This window comes from candidate division WOR-3 bacterium, assembly GCA_029858255.1.
GTDB lineage: Bacteria > Hydrothermota > Tepidihabitantia > SM23-42 > SM23-42 > SM23-42.
Genome location: JAOUFJ010000015.1, coordinates 15533 through 37221 on the forward strand (window position 1 = coordinate 15533; position 21689 = coordinate 37221).

General features: G+C 48.1%; 22 protein-coding genes and 1 tRNA gene. 12 read left to right on the forward strand and 11 right to left on the reverse strand.

Annotated features, from left to right (window positions below):
- Positions 1-4: 4 nt before the first annotated feature.
- Complete coding sequence (locus OEV79_07610) at positions 5-328, reverse strand: hypothetical protein (protein ID MDH4211300.1); 324 nt, start codon at positions 326-328, stop codon at positions 5-7.
- 54 nt (positions 329-382) lie between these two features.
- Here OEV79_07610 and OEV79_07615 point away from each other — a divergent pair, with 54 nt between their 5' ends.
- Genes OEV79_07615 through OEV79_07640 form a run of 6 tightly spaced genes read left to right on the forward strand, consistent with a single transcriptional unit; the run spans position 383 to position 4528 of the window.
- Positions 383-850 carry an OmpA family protein gene (locus tag OEV79_07615; GenBank protein MDH4211301.1) on the forward strand — a complete coding sequence of 156 codons (468 nt, stop codon included), beginning with the start codon at positions 383-385 and terminating at the stop codon, positions 848-850.
- A 25-nt stretch (positions 851-875) separates the two neighbouring features.
- Positions 876-1592 carry a tol-pal system protein YbgF gene (gene ybgF, locus OEV79_07620; GenBank protein MDH4211302.1) on the forward strand — a complete coding sequence of 239 codons (717 nt, stop codon included), beginning with the start codon at positions 876-878 and terminating at the stop codon, positions 1590-1592.
- Positions 1589-2293 carry a MotA/TolQ/ExbB proton channel family protein gene (locus tag OEV79_07625; GenBank protein ID MDH4211303.1) on the forward strand — a complete coding sequence of 235 codons (705 nt, stop codon included), beginning with the start codon at positions 1589-1591 and terminating at the stop codon, positions 2291-2293. The genes ybgF and OEV79_07625 overlap by 4 nt, the downstream gene beginning before the upstream one ends.
- Complete coding sequence (locus OEV79_07630) at positions 2290-2685, forward strand: biopolymer transporter ExbD (protein MDH4211304.1); 396 nt, start codon at positions 2290-2292, stop codon at positions 2683-2685. Before OEV79_07625 ends, OEV79_07630 begins: the two co-directional genes overlap by 4 nt.
- On the forward strand, positions 2682-3302 hold the full coding sequence (locus OEV79_07635; GenBank protein ID MDH4211305.1) for a TonB C-terminal domain-containing protein: 621 nt from the start codon (positions 2682-2684) through the stop codon (positions 3300-3302). The genes OEV79_07630 and OEV79_07635 overlap by 4 nt, the downstream gene beginning before the upstream one ends.
- The gene (locus tag OEV79_07640) at positions 3299-4528 is read left to right on the forward strand and encodes a DPP IV N-terminal domain-containing protein (protein MDH4211306.1); all 1230 of its coding nucleotides are present in this window, start codon (positions 3299-3301) and stop codon (positions 4526-4528) included. Before OEV79_07635 ends, OEV79_07640 begins: the two co-directional genes overlap by 4 nt.
- A gap of 4 nt (positions 4529-4532) precedes the next feature.
- Here the strand turns inward: OEV79_07640 and OEV79_07645 are convergent, their stop codons facing one another.
- Together OEV79_07645 and OEV79_07650 are read right to left on the reverse strand one after the other, a co-directional pair.
- Positions 4533-4988 (reverse strand): hypothetical protein, encoded by a 456-nt coding sequence (locus tag OEV79_07645; GenBank protein ID MDH4211307.1) that lies wholly within the window; start codon positions 4986-4988, stop codon positions 4533-4535.
- Positions 4989-4996: 8 nt separating this feature from the next.
- Positions 4997-5404, reverse strand: a complete 408-nt coding sequence (locus OEV79_07650) for a hypothetical protein (GenBank protein MDH4211308.1) — start codon at positions 5402-5404, stop codon at positions 4997-4999.
- 263 nt (positions 5405-5667) lie between these two features.
- Here OEV79_07650 and OEV79_07655 point away from each other — a divergent pair, with 263 nt between their 5' ends.
- The 3 genes from OEV79_07655 (at position 5668) to OEV79_07665 (ending at position 7719) form a co-directional block, all read left to right on the forward strand.
- Entirely contained in the window at positions 5668-6918 is a 1251-nt protein-coding gene (locus tag OEV79_07655) for an MFS transporter (protein MDH4211309.1), read from the forward strand.
- 42 nt (positions 6919-6960) lie between these two features.
- Positions 6961-7380 carry a nickel-responsive transcriptional regulator NikR gene (gene nikR / locus OEV79_07660; protein ID MDH4211310.1) on the forward strand — a complete coding sequence of 140 codons (420 nt, stop codon included), beginning with the start codon at positions 6961-6963 and terminating at the stop codon, positions 7378-7380.
- A gap of 264 nt (positions 7381-7644) precedes the next feature.
- A tRNA-Pro gene (locus OEV79_07665) sits at positions 7645-7719 on the forward strand.
- A 44-nt stretch (positions 7720-7763) separates the two neighbouring features.
- Here the strand turns inward: OEV79_07665 and OEV79_07670 are convergent.
- The 8 genes from OEV79_07670 to ruvX form a co-directional block, all read right to left on the reverse strand.
- The gene (locus OEV79_07670) at positions 7764-8900 is read right to left on the reverse strand and encodes a cation:proton antiporter (protein ID MDH4211311.1); all 1137 of its coding nucleotides are present in this window, start codon (positions 8898-8900) and stop codon (positions 7764-7766) included.
- A gap of 22 nt (positions 8901-8922) precedes the next feature.
- Positions 8923-10101: a cation:proton antiporter gene (locus tag OEV79_07675; GenBank protein ID MDH4211312.1), complete on the reverse strand. Its 1179-nt coding sequence runs from the start codon at positions 10099-10101 to the stop codon at positions 8923-8925.
- Positions 10094-10588 (reverse strand): CBS domain-containing protein, encoded by a 495-nt coding sequence (locus tag OEV79_07680; GenBank protein MDH4211313.1) that lies wholly within the window; start codon positions 10586-10588, stop codon positions 10094-10096. The genes OEV79_07675 and OEV79_07680 overlap by 8 nt, the downstream gene beginning before the upstream one ends.
- A 62-nt stretch (positions 10589-10650) precedes the next feature.
- Complete coding sequence (locus tag OEV79_07685; GenBank protein ID MDH4211314.1) at positions 10651-12042, reverse strand: diguanylate cyclase; 1392 nt, start codon at positions 12040-12042, stop codon at positions 10651-10653.
- Positions 12042-14309: a hypothetical protein gene (locus OEV79_07690; GenBank protein MDH4211315.1), complete on the reverse strand. Its 2268-nt coding sequence runs from the start codon at positions 14307-14309 to the stop codon at positions 12042-12044. Before OEV79_07690 ends, OEV79_07685 begins: the two co-directional genes overlap by 1 nt.
- A complete protein-coding gene (locus OEV79_07695) occupies positions 14306-16723 on the reverse strand; it encodes a hypothetical protein (GenBank protein ID MDH4211316.1) in 2418 nt (805 codons plus the stop codon). Before OEV79_07695 ends, OEV79_07690 begins: the two co-directional genes overlap by 4 nt.
- On the reverse strand, positions 16720-17676 hold the full coding sequence (mltG, locus tag OEV79_07700) for an endolytic transglycosylase MltG (GenBank protein MDH4211317.1): 957 nt from the start codon (positions 17674-17676) through the stop codon (positions 16720-16722). Before mltG ends, OEV79_07695 begins: the two co-directional genes overlap by 4 nt.
- Positions 17673-18083 carry a Holliday junction resolvase RuvX gene (gene ruvX / locus OEV79_07705; GenBank protein MDH4211318.1) on the reverse strand — a complete coding sequence of 137 codons (411 nt, stop codon included), beginning with the start codon at positions 18081-18083 and terminating at the stop codon, positions 17673-17675. The genes mltG and ruvX overlap by 4 nt, the downstream gene beginning before the upstream one ends.
- A gap of 77 nt (positions 18084-18160) precedes the next feature.
- On the opposite strand from ruvX, the gene OEV79_07710 reads away from it, so the two are divergent.
- Genes OEV79_07710 through OEV79_07720 form a run of 3 tightly spaced genes read left to right on the forward strand, consistent with a single transcriptional unit; the run spans position 18161 to position 21662 of the window.
- Entirely contained in the window at positions 18161-18973 is an 813-nt protein-coding gene (locus OEV79_07710; protein MDH4211319.1) for a geranylgeranylglycerol-phosphate geranylgeranyltransferase, read from the forward strand.
- Positions 18871-19722: an undecaprenyl-diphosphate phosphatase gene (locus OEV79_07715; GenBank protein ID MDH4211320.1), complete on the forward strand. Its 852-nt coding sequence runs from the start codon at positions 18871-18873 to the stop codon at positions 19720-19722. The genes OEV79_07710 and OEV79_07715 overlap by 103 nt, the downstream gene beginning before the upstream one ends.
- Positions 19719-21662, forward strand: a complete 1944-nt coding sequence (locus OEV79_07720) for a S9 family peptidase (protein MDH4211321.1) — start codon at positions 19719-19721, stop codon at positions 21660-21662. Before OEV79_07715 ends, OEV79_07720 begins: the two co-directional genes overlap by 4 nt.
- Positions 21663-21689 lie beyond the last annotated feature (27 nt).

Sequence of the window (21689 nt, forward strand, 5' to 3'; positions counted from 1 at the left end):
TCGTTTAGATCGTTATTATCGTTACTTCCGTTACTTCCGTTGAATCCATTAACGCCACCCGTGTGAAATTCGCATTTCGATACGAACTCTCCGAAGAACTCAATGCGGCATCAGAATTCAGATCCTGCTGGCCGTAGGTTTCAAACGCAGAGAGATAATATCCCCGTTCTGTTTGGGGAGTGAAACTATGGAATATCAAGTGGCGACTATCTATTATCGTTGTTTCAGCGATACTAACGAAAATAGCGGGATTAACGATAATAGCGAAATTGTCGATATTGACGGGACTAACGAAAGCAACGATCTGAGGGGTTCTGTTTTCGGTCATCCTTGACAGTATAAATATAATAACTATAATTACGCAATAAATACAGGAGGTTTTATGCGTTACGTAAAACTGGGTTTGCCTATATTGCTGGCTTTGTTGATGCTCTTAGGGTGCCCAAAGAAACAAGTAGTACAGCCTACCGAGGAAGTGATCGTGGAAGAAATTCCCGAGGAAATAATCATCGAGGAACCGGCTCGACCGCCATTCGAGATGCAGCGTATTTTCTTCGACTTTGACAAATCGGATATCCGGGTTGATGCCGCAGGGGCATTGAAGCAAAACGCTCAAATGATGGATCTCTATCCCGAGGCGAACATAACCATCGAAGGGCATTGCTGTGAAATCGGCACCGCCGAATACAACCTCGCCCTGGGTGAGAGACGCGCAAAGGCAGCGTTCGAATATCTGGTAATGCTTGGCATCGATCCCGGACGCATGTCTACGGTCAGCTACGGTGAAGAAAAACCGCTCGATCCCACGGTTCTCGAACAGAACCGAAGATGTGAATTCAGAAGAAATTAGCGGACATTCACTACAATCTCAAAAAATGCGTAAAAGAATATTAAGAGTCGCTTACATATTGCCCATGCTCGTGCTGGTAATCCTCACCAGCACGAGCTGCTTAAGCAGCCAACGGTTCCGCAATTATGGCTGGCAACTCGACAGCCTGCGATACTACACGCGAAAAATAGACAGCCTCATTGCCGTACAGGGAGATGAAATCGCACAGCTGCGCACCGACCTCTTCGTGAAGACGAACGAGCTGAGTCAGAAATTCGACATGCTGAATTCACGGCTGGGTGAGTCGGAAACACAGATAAGCCAGTTATCCAGCAAGATTGGGCCAACCCAGCGAGCGGTCGCTGATTCCGACGCCATTGCGCAGGTGAGCCCGGAGATCCGCACGCTTTACGAATCCGCCTACAAGCATTATATCAAAGGAAACTATCAGGAAGCGATCGACGGATTCCTGGCATACCAGCAAGCAGCGCAGGATGGTCCGCTTGTGGATAACGCGCTGTACTGGATCGGCGAGTCGCATGCTGCTTTGGGCCAACTCCAGAAAGCGGTAAACACGTTCCAGGAACTGGTCAACAAATATCCGAAAAGCGGGCGCGTGCCGACCGCGTTCTACCGAATGGGTATCATATATGAGGAAGGGAAGGACCTGAAGACAGCCCGCTTCTATTATAACCAGGTGATCAAGAACTTCCCCAACTCACCCGAGGCAGCTCTCGCAAGGAGCAAACTACAACAACCATGAACATATTCAGGATCTTCTTAGAATCCAGCATCGCCGCCCAGATCATAATGATCATTCTCTTGATTTTCTCTGTCTGGTCATGGGGCATATTCCTCAAGAAAATGTTCGAATTCGGAGGCGTGAAGCGGCGCACGAAGAGGTTCATGTCCAATTACAATTTTCACAAAAACACAAAAGAATGGGGAAACTTCGGTTTCCAACTGACCGACAATCCATACGGAAGAGTCCTTGCCAGCGGGCTTGAAGAATACAAAAAACTGAAAGTACAGGTAAGCGCGCGTCTGATGAATCAGCAAGAGCATAAAAAGGAACGTGGCTTTATTAATGAACTCGCCGACAACGTTCAAATGGCCATGGAAAGGACAAAGATCGGAGAGACCGCGCAGCTAGAAACATCCCTTCCGACCCTGAGCACCTTTGTCAGCGTCAGCCCGTTCCTAGGCCTCCTGGGCACAGTTTGGGGTATCATGGAAGCCTTTCTGGAGATCCGCGCCCGGGGCTCGGCGCACATCACCATTGTCGCGCCTGGCATTTCCGACGCGCTGATCACAACTGTATACGGGCTCCTCGTGGCAATTCCGGCGCTCATCTTCTACAATATGTTCAGAAGCCGGGTCAACAGTTACAGCAGTGACCTCGAGAAATTCATCAACGAAATCTACGCCAACCTGCGCAAAGAACTGCTAACACTTTCACAATGAACAACAAGGGATTGATTTCCGAGATCAACATCACCTCCCTTGCCGACGTCAGTATCACGCTGCTTGTAATCTTCATCATCACCGCGCCAATGATGACCCCGGGGATCGACGTCAATCTGCCCCGCACCGATGCTTCCCTGCCTCACGATGAAGAAGGAGTCACGGTTTCGATCAACAAAGCGCTCGAAATATTCGTCGATAACGAGCGAGTGCAAGTAGACAACTTCGAAGGGAAGATCCACCAGATACTGAACAGCAAACCGCCCGGCATCATCATCTACCTGCGCGCCGACAAAGAAGTCGACTACGGCTTCGTCGTCGAAATAGTTGGCAGACTGCGCAAGGCGGGCGTCAAAGAACTAGGACTTGTTGCCGAAATACCGCAGGGATGAACCGCTTCCACATTTTGTCCGTCGTGCTTCACATTCTGATCTTCGCGGCGATCTTTATTTCGGGCCGTGCCCATTTTAGGCCGATACCCCAACTCGAAGTCTATAAAGTCAGTCTTGCCCCTCTACCCCAGCCGAAAGTAATCGCTCCCGAAGAGGTTCCAGAGGAAAAGGAAGAAGTTATACAAGAAGAGAAGCAGGAAGAGAAAGCGCCGCCAAAGGAAGAAGAGAAAAAACCCCAACCTGCTAAGAAGCCTGTCGAAGAAAAAGCCAAGGAAGTGGTCAAAAAAGGATTGCCAGACATAAAACCGAAGATCTATACTGGGAGCGGACGGGGCTTTACCTATTCATATTACCTGAATATCCTGCTCAACAAGATAAGCAAGAACTGGCATAACCCGTTCCGCGACCAGGATGTCATCTTGAAGAGCATAGTGTACTTTGAGGTCGATAAGAACGGCAACATATACAGCATTCGTATAGAAGAAGATTCCGGCAATGACATATACAACGAAACGGCCATGCGCGCCGTTGTCGTCACGAAATCGCTGCCACCCCTGCCCGATGAATTTGCAGATGACTACCTGAAAGTACATCTGGAATTTCTGACCGCAAAGTGAAAAATTTACTCCTCTCAGTACTGCTTGTCGCCGAAGTGGCACTTGCGCAGGACGTTTATCTTCGATTGACCGACCACGGCGGCGGCAAGATCAATCTTGTCGTCGAACCATTCACATCAAAGGAATCGCCGTCACGCGACGAAACCGCGCGGCAGGTAACAGTCGTCGAGGACGTTCTCAAGAAAGACCTCGAATATTCACTGTACTTCGACATCTTCACCGATACTACATTTCTGGCAGAAAACGCCGAGGGAGTAATACTGAAGGCCGCGTCCGAAAAAGACAAAATCAATGTTCGGCTCGAGGATTTTGATTCCCGTGAGAAAATTGGAGAGCGGACATATGAGGTCGAAACCGATGGGAGACAAACAGCCCACCGCATAGCCGACGATGTGATCAACATCTTGACCGGAGAGAAAGGTATTTGCAGAACAAGGGTTCTCTTTTCATACAAGACAACTGCCGGCAAGGAGATCGGTCTGATCGATTACGACGGGTTCAATTTCACGCATGTCACGAGTAACGGCAACATCAACCTTTTCCCTTCATGGGCTTCAGATGGCAAGCGCATGCTTTTTTCAACCTACACCGAAGACCGTTTGAAGATCTATATCTATGATTTCACAGAGAAAAAAATGACTTCCCTGTCTTCTTTCAAGGGGCTGAATTTTGCTCCCTGCTGGTCCCCCGATGGTACGAAGATATGCATGAGTTTATCAAAAGACGGCAATGCGGAATTGTATCTGCTCGACCTCAACACAAGAAAAATGAACCGCCTGACGAACAACTCGGCGATCGACACTTCACCCACTTTTTCACCGAACAGCCGGGAGATCGCCTTCGTGTCCGACCGTTCTGGCAACCCTCAGGTCTATGTAATGGACACCCACGGAGGCAATGTCCGGCGTCTCACGTATCATGGTAATTATAACACATCGCCGGCCTGGTCGCCGCGCGGTGATATTATCGCCTATGTTTCCAGGGAAAAGGATAATTCTCAACAAATCTACGTTACCGACCCAACGGACTTCAGCCCGTTTCGGCTAACGTATCTGGGCAATAGCGAAGAACCGGGGTGGTCCCCGGACGGTCTTCACATCGTCTTCACATCCAACCGAACCGGCCGGTATGAATTGTATACGATGAACTGGGACGGTTCGCGACTGCGTAAACTGACGAACGGTATTACGGCCAACGCACCGGACTGGTCTCCGATCTCTGAATAACCGGTCAATATCCCTGACGCAGGGTATCGTACTCAGAGACATTACGAATGAGATGAAACCCGTCTCTGAATTCAATATAGAATAGACAACTCCCGATCGAGAATTCATCCCAGTAGTATATTACGATATATTCCCCGGTATCCATAACAGTATCACCTATCAGGTCAACGACATACGAATCCATACCACTGCCAACCTGAATACTGTCGCGCGCCAGCTCTTCCGTGCCTCGGTACAAAACATTCATTATTTCAAAAGATCGCTCAAAAGGTTCGACAAAGTCAACCTGCATTCTTACACCGATCAGATAACCACTATTATTATACCAACCGAGGACAGGTCTGGAGGAATATATCGGCGGCGGCGTCATAAAATCATCGCCACCGGGATCGTAGGGATTCATCCGCTCACGGCAGCCGATCGCAAGTAAGAGTAGTGCCAATATTAGTTTTGCACGCATCATTCCTCCTACAGGTCCCTCTTTATACCAACCACCATCTTCGAATTACCAGCGTACCGCAAGTCAAGCATCGGCAATAAATGCGATGATTGATACAGCTTCGATCTTTTGATCTGATAGTATATCGCACGCGCGATGAAAACTACAGCACCAACACCAAAAGCATTCCTGATGTTGTCGTACCGCTGTACTTTATCCCACGATTCAATGGCTGAGCTCATGCTTTCGCTCGACTGGTATTCAGCATATGCATCATTCGCTCTAACATGAAAAATCGCTATGCCGCCAATGCATGCAGCACCGACCAGTGTACTGACCAGCACCTTACGGGAGTAGCTACTACTCATCCGGGGGATATCAATACTACTATCCGGCGTAGTAGAAACAAGGGTCAACACAAGCAAAACATATGTCATTATGCCACCTCCTGCTGATCTTCATTGAAAGATTCTCCTGAGATACAAAACAGACGAACATTTGATCCATGATACATTCATTACTCGCTGAAGTTCTGCCATGATTATAACCTCGCGGCACTCTGTGTCAATATGATCGAGATTTACGAAGCGGAGGGCAAAGGAAATGAAAAAATTATCGCGCTGCCGAGTGCTATTGACTTGGCTTTCGTTCTGGATAACCTTAAAAGTCATGTTGTTAGCGGATAGTACACAATTGAAAAATGTTTAGTCTTCTACGGAAAAAGGGGATCCTTTTTTTGGGACTATCGAATACGATTTCCCAACTCGGGGACCGTCTTACCCACATGGTCATTATAACTTTGATCGGCATCATGTTCCCGGGACGTATTTCCGCATTCAGCGAATTCTCTATCACTTTTTCGCTTCCGATCGTGATTCTCTCGCCATTCGCCGGCGTCATTGTCGATCACTGGAACAGGCAGACAATAATGTTTCGCTGCCATTTAATCCAAGCCATTCTTATTTTCATAACACCGTTTTTCATCATGTTGACGCACAGCATGGCCCCGGTCTGGATACTGGTCGTTCTTTTCTTCTCCCTCGATCTTTTCAACAACACCTCGAAGAACAGCGTCATTCCTGATCTGGTCAGTTATGATCAATTGGTACCGGCGAATTCTGTAATCATCACGCTGGCACGGGTCGCGACTTTCATCGGCATGGTCGGCGGTGGATATCTCATCCGGTGGGTAGGCTGGCAAGTCGGTTTCTTCATTGATGCATCGGCCCACATGATCGCTGGTGCGCTCGTTCTGGGCATGGGGGCGAGGAGTATGTTCGCGCCGGTCAGGAAGGTCGATTTTTCCTTATCGAAAGAGTTGAAGAAGTCACTTAATACTTTCCTGCTCGACCTCAAAGAACTCCTCATATTGCTGTACAGGGACCGAATGGTCGTGCTCGTGATGATATCGGTCTTCGTGCTACCATTTGTCTCCGCCGTTGCTTACACAGTTCTTATTTTTCTTGTGCAGCAGGAGTTCGGCATGGGCACACCCGGTGTCGGGCTGCTCGGCGGTATCATCGGAGTTGGCATGCTCTGCGGTGCCATAATGATCGGTTATTTCGGACGCTATGTCAGCCGAGGCTTAATACTAATATACAGCATTGCCGTACTCATGCTTTCGTTTTTCGTCGGCCCCTTCTTTATCACTCCGGTATATCTGTACATAATGTCATTTCTCGTTGGTATTGTGTACTCATTTATAGGCATTTCTCAGGACACGATCCTTCAGGAAGATGTTGTCAAAGGCATTCGCGGACGCATATTCGCAACAAAGGAATTCATTGCAAATCTTACTTTCGTCATATGGGCAGTATTGATCGGAGTAATATCTTCAATGCTTGGGCCATTCATGATCATCCGGTTTGTCAGTTTCGTGTTACTTGTTATTCTGGCGTTCTCGATCATCATTTACCGCTCCATCCCCCATGAGGTAAGATCCAGGTTGTAGTATACGATTGCATGTCTACAATAATATAAGGAAAGGATTCAAATGATCGATGCAATAAGATTTGGCGTCTCGATGAGCAGGGAATTGCTCAAGAATTTTGACCAACTCATCAAAGACATGGGGTACCGGAACCGGTCTGAGGCAATACGGGATCTGATCCGGGAGCGTCTCGTGCAGCAAGAGTGGCAGCATACAAATCAGGAAACGGTCGGGACGATCACCATCGTCTACAGTCATGACGTTCACGAATTGACCGAAATATTAACTGCCCTTCAACATAAATACCATAAACAGATAATCTCGACGATGCACATTCATCTCGACAAGCACAACTGCCTGGAGGTGCTCGTGGTAAGAGGCAGGGGACAGGAGATCAAGAAGATAGCCGACCGCCTGCTGAGCACCAAAGGCGTAAAGCATGGCAAGCTGACGACAACGACGACAGGACGATCACTTGCATAAAAACGGGTCATAGGTTATTTTTTGTAGCTGCCCGTATCGTTTGGTTCGTTAATCTCGCTAATTCCGTTAGTCCCGCTGTAACGACATTTCGAAAAGATCTCGTATTCGTGTACGTTCCAGTGGTACAGGATGCTACCGGAGTTCATATCCAGTATCGAGAATCGAGCATCAAGCATCCAACGGGAATAACGAGATTAACGCAATTAACGGCATTTTTTTGTGCCTACGCTTGACAGGGTCGTGGTGTTCGCTATAATTGACCATCGGGGCGTGGCGCAGCTGGTTTAGCGCGCCAGCTTGGGGTGCTGGAGGTCGTCGGTTCAAATCCGATCGCCCCGATCTTCCTCCAAATGCAAAATACGAAATTCGCAATTCGAAATGTCTTAAATCTCTCCTGCCTTCTTCAACCCGTACTTGGCAAATATCGGGCCGACCAGTTCATATATCACCGTAGTCGCGGTGATCGTCGTGAAGATGACATCGCCGTACTCCGGATACAACGCCTTGGCGCTCAATGCAACGCCGAGCGCCACTCCGGCCTGCGGTACCAGCCCCCAGGCGAGGTACTTGCTGATGTTCTCTCCGGCCTTCGATATGTAAGACCCGAGTCTCACGCCAATGAATTTGCCAAAGACCCTGAATATAATATATAGCACTCCCATGATGCCGACCTTCGGCAAAAGATGAATCTCAAGATTTGCACCAACCAGAACAAAAAATCCCAGAAAGAAGACCATATCGATGTCTCTCAATTTTTCAAAGAACAATTCATTGTTTCTGACGATGTTAGCAACGACCAGGCCAAAAGCGATATTGGTTAAAAGCGGGGAAAGTCTCAGGGTCATGGATAAACCCACTGCCAACAGTATGAAACCAATGACAATGACAAGCACTTCCTCCACCGTCATTATGAAACGGGATAGTAGATTGAGAGCGAAACCCAGTACTGCGCCGAGTATCAAGGCCGCGCATATCTCAAAAATGGCCTCGAGGAGTACAACGGAGTTGAAAACTCCAAGCCTCAAGGCATTTGCCGTCGTTATCGCCAGGGCTGAGAATATCAGACACCAGGCATCATCAATTGCCACCACTTTCAAAAGCATTTCGGTAACCGGCCCGCTGGCCCGATACTCCCGGATCACCATCACGGTTGCGGCGGGTGCAGTCGCTGCGGCAGCCGCTCCCAAAACGAAAGCCGGATGTATGGGAAGGTTATTCAAAGAATGATAGGCGATCATTACCAGTGTAACAAGGATCCAGGCAAACGCAGCTTCGAGTACAGAGATCCATATCACCGGTTTACCGGCTGCTCTGATACCTTCTATCCTGAAATTCGCACCGAGGGTGAAAGCGATAATACCCAGCACAAAATTCGAAACGAAATCGGATGCATCCATGATCTTGACTGGAATGAGATTCAACAAACGGGGACCGATAAGGATCCCGACCAGAAGATATGCGGTAACGGCAGGGAAACTAATGCGGCGCAGAAGCTTTGCACCCAAATACGCACATATGATAATGAGGGCAATGCCCAGTATACTATTCAGATGGCAAAATCTCCCCGGCTTTTATAAGGCTGTATTTCGTCAACAAAGGGCCGATCAGTTCGAATATCACCGAGGTTGCAGCTATGATGGTGAAAATATAACCTCCAAAATCCGGAAAGGTTACCTTGGCGACAAGACCGATACCCAATGCTACACCAGCCTGTGGTGCCAGGCTGAGGCCGAGCCAGTGCTCAACACTCTTTGGCGCGTTGCTTATCCTCGCGCCGAGTTTGGCACCATAGACCTTTCCTATCGTACGGAATACTATATAAAGAATGCCGGCAAGTCCCATTTTATATAGTATTGCAAAATCAAGATGGGCGCCGGACATGATGAAGAATGCAAGATAAAGAGGAGTGTCGACCGAGCGCAGGACTTCGAAGAACCTGTAATTCTCACGGGCGATATTGACCATGACCAAGCCCATCATCATTGCCGACAATAGCACCGACACCTCCAGGGCGATGGACAAACCGACATCCAGGAACAATAGGCCGAGCGTATAGACCAGCAGTTCTTCTCTCGTCCTTACATACTTGCTCAATCTGGAAGAAAGATATCCGAGCACACCACCAAGCACCAGAGCGCCGAATATTTCACCCAAACCGGCAAACACGATCGACAGCTGAAACACGTCGGCGCGCATTGCATTACCCACCGCAATTGCCATGGCGGCAAAAATAAGACACCAGGCATCGTCGATAGCAACCACTTTGAGCAGCAACTCAGTGAGTATACCGCTTGCCCGGTACTCGCGGATAACCAACACCGTGGCAGCGGGTGCAGTGGCCGACGCGGCTGCACCCAGGACAATAGCAGGGTATATGGGCATCTTGATGCTGATGAAGTACACAATCAGGGCAGTCGAGACGAGTAACCAGGCTGCCAGGGCGGCGCTCAGTGAAATCCACATGACCTGTCTCATACCCTGGCGCAATTTGTCAATACGGAAATTCTCACCCAGACTGAAGGCGATCAGCCCCAGAACAAGATTCGAAAAGAACTCTGAGGCGGCAAAGATCTCTACCGTGACGAGGTTAAGCAACTGGGGGCCGATCAGGATGCCTACTATCAGAAAGGCGGTTACGCTTGGCAGGCGCACCAATTTCAGGAGGCGCGCGCCGACAAATCCCAACAGTAGAATCAGACCGGCGCTGAGTAGGCTATTCACTGTTCAAGATTTCGTGTTCTTTTAATATGAAGACAAGAATATCGAGCAAAGACAATACGCCCACCAACTTCTTGTCTGCGACTACGGGTAGCGTCTCGATGTTATGAAGTCTCATGAGCCGTCGCGCCTCGCGTACTGTTCTATCCTCAGTGATAGACACATAGTTCGTGTTGATGATGTCGGCAACCAGAATTAGCGTACCCATTTCGGGAGAGAGTTCGAGATTCAAATCTTCATCATCGACTTTCTCGACAAAAGGCATTCTTTCCACTATTTCGCTGACCGATCCTGAAAAAGGACGGAATATGCTCAGAATTCCGCGGTAGTTCACTATTCCTAATAGCGTCCTGTCCTCATCGACAACCGGGAGCATGTAGTGATTAGTCTTTCGCATGAATTCAATCAATTGCTTCAGATTTGTCGAAGGGCTAACCGTAGGTGCATCACGCCTCATTACTGATGCGACCGATAGTTTTTCAATGTCCATACTGGAATTATATAGAATATCTAATACTTTGCAACACTGAATATACTACTGGCTCACTGAATTCAGGCCGCGACAACCTTGTTGCGCCCACTCATTTTGCCTTCGTACATCGCCTTGTCCGCCTTGCCGATGAGCTCGTCGCGCGTCTTGGCATCTTCGGGGTAAGCGGCAACACCAAGCGTCACCGTGATACTGAATTTCTTGTTGCCGAATGCGTAGAACGGTTCGCGGCCGATCACCACCCTGATCCTCTCGGCAATAATCAATGCGGTTCTCTTATCCGTGTTTGGCAAGAGAACGATATACTCGTCACCACCGTAGCGCACGATCACGTCATTCTTGCGGATAACCCTGGTCATTCTTTCACCGACAATTTTCAGGGTCTCGCTGCCAACAAGATGACCGAAATTGTCATCGACCAGCTTGAAAAAGTCGATATCCAAAAATATCAAGGAAATCCTTCCGCTTGCGTCTTTCCTCTCGATCAGAAAATTATCCAGGAATTGATTGCAGTACCGGGTGTTATACAATTGAGTGAGATCGTCGACCAGGCTCGCCTGTTCCATTTTTCTGTACAGGTTCGCCTTCTCGAGCGCTATGGTCAAATGCGCAACAACATTTTCGAATATTTCGAAATCGTCCTGCGTAAAAGATTCGCCGCCTATTTTGTTGACGACCTCCACGACCCCGATGATCCGATCACGGCTCCTCATTGGCACACAAAGCACCGACTTTGTGGTGAACTTTGTTTGCTGGTCGACCCCTGAGTAGAACCGGGGGTCTTTCGACACATCGGGAACCATCAACGACGCGCCGTACCGGGAGACCCAGCCGGCAACACCCTGCCCAATTTTCAATCTCATTCCCAGAAGTTTCTTCCCGGCTTTTCCCGAGGCCGCCTCAAAAACCAATTCTTTTGTTTTCTCATTGATCATAAGAACCGACCAACCTTCCGCGTTTATCAGATCCGCGGCTTTTGCCATGATAGTATTAAGAATCTCTTTGGGCTTGAGCGATGAATTGATCGCCTGAACCACCTCATTGAGTGTCTGCAATACCTGAACCTTTCGCTGCAGAGACATCACGGTCTTGCGGTTGTATATAATCTCATTTCTCCGTTGAATGGCTTTTTCCAAAACTTTCTGCAGGAAATCGATCCTATAGGGGCGAAGGAGCAATCCCGCCACGCCGGCAAAAATCGCTTTCTCCAAATTCATTACCGCACTTCGGTCGGCGACAAGTATGACAGGCACTTCCTCGTGCTGTTTCCTTAACTGATCGAGTATTGTCAATGCTGATACATCAAGTATACATATGTCACACTTCTTCTTCCGTACAATCTTACGCAACTCGCCTATGTTCGATACTGTAGTATTGCTCAATCCGAGTTGGTGAAGATGTCTGGAGAGAGTCGTAAGTCTAAGGCGGTCCGGATCGAAGACTAATGCTTCCATCAAAGAGTCAAGACTTCATATAACATCTTAATTCTCTTGTTATCTGTATCATAGATGTTGTTGCGATCATCAATAATAAAATCGTCGATACGCGCATCCACTATCGCCTTATTCTTGTTCAACTCGCCAAGCAAATGCGCACCCTTCGGCACAACCGACACTTTGAGATCAGAGAAATTGTAGCCATGTGTCGTATCACGGAACTCCCGAAGGAGTTTACAGTATTTCTCATAATCATTCTCTTCGATCGGATACTCGAAGTTATCTGCATTAAGGACAAGGTTAACTAAAGTGGGAAGATCACATATGATAACAGACCGTCCCGGTTGTCTTTCTCTCGAATACAGATTGGCATCGGCCAGAATCGGCCCAACCAGATCGGGGTCCCCGTACGAATTCGGCGCGAAGATAACATCCTGATCAGGTACTCCCGAAGCGATGCCGACGCCGATCCGGAAGAGGCTCTTGAACTCAGGCGGCAGCAGAGCATACGTAATACCATCCAGTTCAAGAGTTCGCTCGGCGACATCCGCAAACCATTCCCGGTAATGCACGAAGTTCGCCCGGATAAATTCCTCTGCCCTCTGTACGATATCGCGAGCGCACAGGACCGCACGCTTTGCCGCATCCGCGGCAGGAATTATATCACATTCACCGCCTGAACATATTGAATAACGGAGCTTGGTTCCCTTCCCGGTCACCGATTCGGTGTACAGATAATTGTAGAGAGAGCCTGAATTCTCGGAAAACCAGACCAGCCCACCGTCACCCGTGTCCTTGAGCAGAAAGCCATCATACCTCTTAACAACCTGTGCCATCTCTTTGGCGAATTTGTGTTTTATTCGCTGTTCCTTAACAGCATCGTTCAATTTGATGCCCATGTAGGAGGAACCTCTTATGTCGTATACCAATATCGTGACGCATTTTCGGTATTTACCCGCGTATTCTATAATCTCCCGCGGCTTTTCAGCAACCTTTCCTCCGAGCTCCAGAACATTCTTCCCGGTCAGGAAAACGGTCTTCAGGTTTGCCAGGTCACTGGTCACCCTCGGCGCCTCATTCTCATCTGGTGGTAAGCAGCTGACGAGATTCAAGAAACATTGTCCGACATGATCAGGTATGATCGTTTTCTTCATGAACGAATTGTAAGCATCGAGGAGCATATCTATTTCCAATTCAACCGAGATAATACCGCGCTTCTCGAATTTCTTGAGCATGGAAACGCTCCGACTCTTCTTGCGGTAGATTTCCTCCAACTCCTGTGTCACGGATTTTGTGAAGTTTCTATGTTCATCCTTTGTCAGCGGTCCAAATCTATGCATAAAGATATACTCGCTGAAGATTTCGTATACCGGTTTCGTGACATCCAACAATCGTGTTTCCGCATAATGCTTGAGATTCTCTTCCTGCTGGAGGTTATCGAGTATTTCTTTCTTCTTCCGCTGATAATCCTTGAGGTGATATATGTTACCTAGAAACAAACGGTCCAACCTCGAGAAGAGATTGGAGACTTTCTGAGTTATCACGTTGGTGTCGGCATCCTGGGACACATCCTTATCGACGATCTCGTGCAACCCTTGATTTGTTTCAAGGAAGAGTCCTTCGAGTTGTTCTTTTATCCGGAATGAATACAGGTCAATTGTCTTGAGTTCCTCCTCTGATTTGCTTCTGACATCACGGAGAATGACCGAGAGCTTCCTGATCAACTTGGCAAGGGATGTTGCCGACAGGTAATTAAGATAGATTGCCGGTATTTTCTCGGCAGCATCTTTCATGCCGGTAATCCCAAGACGCTCCACGTCAGAGAGTAGATCGGGCAGAAGAGTTTCGACACGCGCCCCGATGATGCTCTTGTGCACGGCCAAGAATATATCGTGCGCAAGTGAAACCTCGCGCATATCCTTGGTGTATTCGTTTATCTGCTTCCTATTGGTTGCCTGCTCGATTATTGCCACCACTTCCTTCGGACATTTTTCGATCAACGCCTCGGGGATGGGCATACCTCTCTTCTTATGTCCTATGAACAGTGGCAGTTCAAAACCTTCATATTCGTTGATCTTGTGCCCCAGTTCGAGTATAAAATTGCGGCGATTCTGGAAGACTTTGATCGGTGCCTTTGACATTCCCAGACATGCTAAACCTTGTTCGATCGCCGAAAGACTCTCAGTGTATCTTTGCTCACCGACAAATCTCTGCCCGACCATGGCGAAGTAGTTGCTCTGCTCTTCCATGTAATCCTGAAGGTTGCTGACCTTATGCGTGTTCATCTGGAGATCTCCGTATGAATCTCGAAGAGCAATTTAGACCGCTCCACTTTTTCAAGCTGAATATCAGTACTTTCGTCGATTACGATATCGCTGTCGTCGAGTACAATTTTCAGGTTATCTGTATCCGCCATCTCCCGTCCGAATTTGGCCGCGAATATTTTGTGCAGATCAAAGATAAAACCCTTACGCGTTGCCCGTTGCCTGATCCAGTATTCCAATCCCTGTTGTATATTCAACTGTACCGGATCGATACGCAAACCCGCTTCGCTCAAGAATGAAAAACGCTCAACATTCAGCAGAATGTTGTATACTGTTGCATCGTCACAGATAACAGTCGACTTGCCTTTTGCTTTGACTGCGGAATACAGATTCGCCTCCCGGACAAGCATCCCGGTCAAATCGTACTCACCAAAAGCATTCTTTTCTAGATATAGCTCACGCGGATAATGACCCGAGGCGATACCGATCCCTACCTGAAAGATTGCCTGATATGATGGTGGCAACGTAGCGTAAGTCGCTCCCTCAAAATCAATTTCGCGTTCTTCCGCTTCACGGAACCAATCATGATATCGATGTAGGTTCCTCTGGACAAAAAGCTTGGCTTCCTGGACCATTTCAATAGCACAGCGGACTGCGGGCAGCATGCTGCCGGACTCAGGTTTCAAGGTTTTCTCATCCTTTATGTCATAGTGGTTTTTCGCAAAGAAGATCACACCACCATCGCCGGTATCCTTTACGGGAATGCCTCCGTACTTTTCGGCGACGTAAAGCATCGATTCCTGGAAGAGATTCCTGATCGCGCTTTCCTTCTCGGCATTCTTTAATTTTGCACCCATAAATGTCGAGCCTCTTATGTCATATACTAATACAGATACGAGGTTTTTATAGCGCTCAACGTTGACATCAGAAACAGGCCCCTCGGACGGCACAATGTTCACATCCTTTTCAATCATCGAAACCCGACCGGACAGCGCTTCCTCGCCGAGGTAACGGATTCCCTCGGCGGTCATCATGTCAGAGAGCTTGGGGTAATAATCAACCAACTCTTCCAACAGGATACACTTCACAAGCGGCGTGATGATTTCATCAACGATTTTCGCGAACTTACCGATTATTAGCTGGCTATCATATTTCTCCTTGAGCAGTGCAGGGGTTCTGTACTGATTCATCAATTGCTGAGCGGCCTCGTCACTTCTCAGATCGTTCAACGCGTCCCTGATTATGAGCTGAAGCTGATCCTCTCCAATTTTCTCATTTCTGTGCAGCACCTGCATAATATACGGATCCCATTCGTTCTTCACGACCAGCCCGCTAATATCAGCGGGCTTGTAGCGCATGATCTCCTTGAGATTGTTCTCCCTGTCGAGGCACTCCTGATACTCCCATTTCAATATCTTCAGATCGTAGGCATTACCGATCACCGAACGGTGCAACCTCTTCACCATGTTCTCAATGGCTTCTTCAGTGGAGAAATCCTCGGCGAGATTGATTAAACTATCGCTCATGATGTTCGTCGTTTCGCTTATCTTTCTCCGGATATTCTGCATTTTTTCGCTGATACTCCGTTTCTTTTCCGTGATATCCGCCATCAACCTGCGACCGCGCATCTGTAGCGCATCGATGATGAGCGTGAGCGCGCTATCGTCGGGAAAGAAAAACCGGGATTTGAATATTTCACCTATCGATTTCTTATTGAAGGACGGTAGTTTGCCCAATGCATCCACGATATTTTTCGTTTCATCTGTGTAATAGTAGCGGACCAGTCCCTTCATTATGGCACTGAATACCGGTTCGGGCAAACCCTTTTTCATGAAGCTCGGGTTCAGGACTTTCATCATATCAAAGTAACTGGTCTTCGGCACGAAAGGTACGTGTTCATATGAATCGATTATTATGTTGTCGACGACCACGGTTCGCTTGGTAAGTGAGTTTCTTATATAGTTGAACAGTTGATTGACGACAGCCCCGAACCTTTCCGACACAGCAATTTTGGTTTCGGCGGATTCGGCGAGCAGCTTGCGCGTAAGGATATCACGAAGCAACTTCCGATTGGCGATCTCGAATACTACAACATTAGAACTAACGCCCTGAACAAAATCCTGATAAATGTTGAAAATATGTTTGCTATATCTTTCGAAAAAATGTTCCCACTGATCTATCTGTGATTCATCCTCGAGAAACTTTATGTAATTAGAGACAAAATCACCCTGGAGGGTAAAAATCCTTCTTCCCAGATACACAAGTTCTTTGCCATTATTACTCTCTAGTTTCTCGATGAAAGGATCGCGTCTCGTGATCCGCTTGAGCACAGAGAAGTATCGCGTGAAATTTGCGTTATCGCGATACGTAGCATGCAGTTTTTCGTAGTATGGAGTTTCGTGAATTACTCTATCCTCTATTCCTTTATCGATCATTGGTACCGGTCCTTTGCGAGGGCGTGTTCCCGATAAGTCCGGGAAAAATGATGCCGTCCATCACCCCTTGCCACGAAGTAAAGGTAATCAACATCGGCTGGCGTTATTGCTGCCTTTATTGAACTCTCACCCGGCGAGCATATCGGCCCTGGAGGCAGTCCAAGATGCAGATATGTATTGTATGGTGAGCTAATTTTGAGGTCTTGGTCGGTTAGTTTCTGTTTGGAAACGGGATTTTCGGCCGTTTTCAAAATGTAAAAGATCGTCGCGCACGACTCCAGCGGCCTGTTTGAATTCAGACGGTTCAAAAACACACGGGCGATGATCGGCCTCTCCTCTTCATATTTTGCTTCCCTTTCCACAATCGACGCCAGAATAACGGCCCGGTGCAAAGAATCAGCACTTTTGAGCCCGTATTTCGGAACCCGGCGCAGAAAGTTGCGAACCATCATCGTGATCACCGCTTCCTCGCTCTGCATGACGCTGAGAGAATAGGTATCAGGGAAAAGATAACCCTCAAGCGACCTCATGTTCAATCCGAGCGCATCGATCAGGCTGTCATCGCTGCACAATTGGATGAACCGTGTATAATCAACCAATCCGTGATCAGCGAGGATCTGTCCGGTTTCGCGTATTGTCGAGCCCTCTGGTATCGTGACGATTATCTCAGATCTTCCACCACTCCTGAGCTGGTTGATCAAATATAGAGGATTTTTGTACTTGTACAGTTCGTAGGTGCCCGCTTTTAGCTGTCTCTCCTGTCCCGAAACTTTCAACCAGAACAAGAATTCGTCTACGTTCCGGACAATATTTTGATCTGCGAGGAAGACCGCGATCTCCCGCGCGCTCGCATTGTCCGGGATCGTAACTTCGGTCCGTCCCAGGGTCAAGGGCTGCCACCAAGCCACGAGAATCAACAATACGAGTGTAAATATCAGCAATCTCTTGTTCATGACCGCCTTGTGAGCAGGTATTCTTCAAGCATGAGCGAAGCAGCAACGCGGTCGATGTCCCCTTTCTTCATGCTCAATCCGGCCTCTTTGAATTTGTTAACCGCATATTTGCTCAGATAGCGTTCGTCCCATTTTTCAACGTCGATATCGAGCTGGCGCTTTAGCCTCTTTATGAAACGTTCGATCTGACGGCTGATCTCTGTAGGCTCGCCACGCATCGAGACTGGATTTCCCACAATTATCAGACCTACGTTGTTTTCATCTACGATACACTTAAGTCGTTTTATTAAATCAGCAACCGACTTCGGTTTTATCGTCAACAGCGGTTGGGGTATTGTGCACAACGGATCGGTAATGGCCACGCCGACCCTTTTCTGACCGTAATCGATTGCCATAATTCTCGTCATGTTTTCACAAATTATACCGATATATTTATTTCTGTCAATATTTATTGACTTTGAACACTATATTTGTAGAATATGTTGTGGCATATTTACGCATTATTCGTCCGGTGAACTGTATCATTACTTCCATATCTGTACTGGTCGGTGGGTGGATAGCAAAAGAAATCTTCCTGTCGGGCAATCTAGTCATAGCCGCGCTCATCGGTTTTGCCGTATGCGCCTTTGGCAACCTCATAAACGACATCAAAGACATAGAAATAGACCGAATCAACAATCCAACGCGCCCCCTTCCATCGGGCAAAGTGAAGAAGAATTTTATCTGGCTCATGGCGTTCGCATCCATGATTGGCTCGGCGATAGCCTCTTTTTTTCTGGGGACAATTCCATTTCTGGTCGTAATTGCGGCGATTATTCTGCTCATCTTCTATTCCGTATATCTGAAGAAAACCGTCTTCGGCAATATCACCGTGGCTTTAATTGCGGGACTCAGTTTCATTTTTGGAGGGGTTGTAGCCAATAATATTCTGTCTATTGTCCCCGCGATATTTTCAATATTGATCCATATGCCGCGCGAAATCCTGAAGGATGTGATCGATATGAAGGGCGACAGAATGACCGGCGCCGTTACGCTTCCGATCCTGGTAGGCCCCATGCAGGCGTACAACATCAGCGCCATCTTCCTGAGCGTCTTGTGTCTGATGCTTCCCATACCGTACATCACCGGTATACTTGACGCGACATATATCATCATCATCCTTGCCGGAGCATACCCTCTGCTTATCTATATCATATGGCGGCTTCTGAAAAAACCACCCGCCAGCGCATTGCACCTCATCAGCAATCTCATCAAAGCATCTATGATCGTGGGATTGCTGGCAATGATCATTTCATGATCAAAACGGTAATATTGGGAATCGTTCAGGGACTTACCGAGTTTCTGCCTGTTTCGAGCTCTGGACATCTTGCCATTTTAGAGAATATGCTCGGTATCACCGAACCGATGACCATTGCGGTATTTCTGCATTTCGGCACTTTCATTGCTATCATCGTCTTTTTCTTCAAACCACTCAGAGAACTTGTTCAAGGAATCCTCACCGGCGACCGCGAGAGTATCTCTTATGCCGGTAAAATTATCGTCGGCACCATCCCGATTGTGGCTGCCGGGATATTCTTCAGATCATGGGTTGCCGGAGCTTTCAATAACACGAATGTTGTTGCCGTCCTGCTTGGTGTAACAGGTGCGGTTGTACTACTAACTGGTGTAGTAACTAAGAAACAAAAGCAAGTAACCATGACCTCGGCGATATGGATCGGTATTGGCCAGATGCTCGCGATTCTACCGGGCATATCCAGGTCGGGAATGACGATTTCGGCCGGGATGTTTTCGGGAACAGCTCCGGAGCGCGCCTTCCGTTTTTCTTTTCTTCTGGCCATCCCGGCGATTCTCGGCGCCAACCTCTTCGAATTGAGAAACGTATCGGACATCACCAACCTGCCCGAATTAATGATCGGCACGCTTTGCAGTTTTGTTAGCGGGCTAGCAGCCTTGTCGGTTCTACGGCGCACAGTATACAGGAGATTTCATCTCTTCGGCATTTATTGCCTGATTATTAGTGTAACACTACTGATATTTCAACCATGAGAATATATCAAATAGTAACATTTTTCATTGTTTTAACGACCATGATCCGCGGTGATGTCAACCGCTACCGAAAAGACAACCTGCTGCTGGAGAACATACCGGAAATACCGATCCAGGTTGTTTCCCGTCTGCAGCCCTACCAGAACGTCCGGGCCGCGTCATTCCAGGACTGGCTGCCGCAGGATGCAGGGATTTTAATAAGAACAAGATTTGGCGAGTCAAGCCAGATCCATGTTGTAGAGTCGCCCGGAGGCATGCGCCGTCAAATTACCTTCTTCGACGAACCGGTCGATGAATGCAGGGTATGTCCTGATCCAAGAAAAACGGTACTGCTCTTTACCAAAGATTCGGCCGGTAATGAGGTTCATCAAATATATGAACATAACTACGCAACCGGCTCCTACAAAATGTTGAGCGACGGAGAAACAAAGAATAATTCTGTAGTATGGTCGAGGAAGGGCGACATCTTCGCTTTTCGCTCCGATAAACGCAACCGGCGAGACTATGATATCTATCTTGGGGACCTGCGCGGCAAACAGAGTTTCCGGTGCATCCTCAAGGAAGGAGGCTATTGGTACCCCGTTGAATTTTCACCTGACGACCGCAAGCTGCTGGTCAAGAAATACGTATCCTCGGACGAGTCGTACTACTACATAATCGATTTGAAGAATCAAAAGGCAACACCAATATGCAGTGATACGAACAAGATCGCCTACGGAGCCGCCCGCTGGTCGCCCGACATGCGGGGAATATACGTTGTCTCGGATAAGTTCAGCGACTTCCGACAACTGTTATACCTTGATCTACAAAAAGGGGATTTCGAAATACTGACAAAGCAGATCGCCTGGGATGTCGGTGAGGTCGAAATATCCCCGGCAGGGACCGATCTTGCCTTCACCGGTAACGAGAAAGGTTTCAGCAGGCTATATCTTATGGACATGAGAACCCGCGCCCTCAGCCGCGTGAGCCTGCCGGATGCGCAGATATATAATCTGACGTTCAAGCCCAACGGCGACGAACTCGCGATCACTCTGAACAGGCCGACCCAACCCGGTGATGTGTACACACTGAATCTAAGAACGAAGAAATTTCTGCGGTGGACATGCAGCGAGGTCGGCGGGCTGGATACGCTATCGTTCGTGTCACCGAGACTGATATACTACGAAACATTTGACAGCGTCCAGGGGCAGCCCCGTACCATTCCCGCCTACTACTACGAACCGAAAAAATTCAAGCCACCGTATCCCGTATTGATCGAATGCCACGGAGGCCCGGCCGTGCAGAAAAAACCGTATTTTTCGTATTTGTTCCAGTTCTTCCTCAATGATATGGGCATCGCGGTTATCGCGCCAAACGTTCGCGGCTCGACCGGCTACGGACGGGAATACATGATGCTCGACGACGGCTACAACAGAGAAAACTCGGTGAAGGACATCGGCGCCCTACTCGACTGGATAAAGGAACAGCCGCAACTCGACCGCCGGCGTGTCGCCATCAGCGGCGCTTCATACGGCGGGTACATGGCACTCGCGGCAATGGTTCACTACGGTGACCGATTGACATGCGGGGTCGACATTCTCGGCATCAGTAATTTTGTCACGTTCCTTGAAAATACCGGCAAATACCGCCAGGACCTGCGCCGTGAGGAATACGGCGATGAGCGCGATCCAAAAATGCACGATTTCCTCTCCCGCATATCGCCGCTAACCAACGCAAACCTTATAAAGAAACCCATGTTCATCGTACAGGGGCTCAACGACCCAAGAGTACCGGTCTCCGAGGCCGAGCAGATCGTCCAGGCAATGCGCAAGAATAATGTTGAAGTCTGGTATCTGCTGGCTGAGGATGAGGGGCACGGTTTTGGTAAAAAATCGAACCGGAATTTTTTCCAGCAGGCAATGACCTTGTTCCTGGAAAAGTATTTGATAAAGAAGAAATAACGCGCCAAATGGCTCAAAAAGGATGAA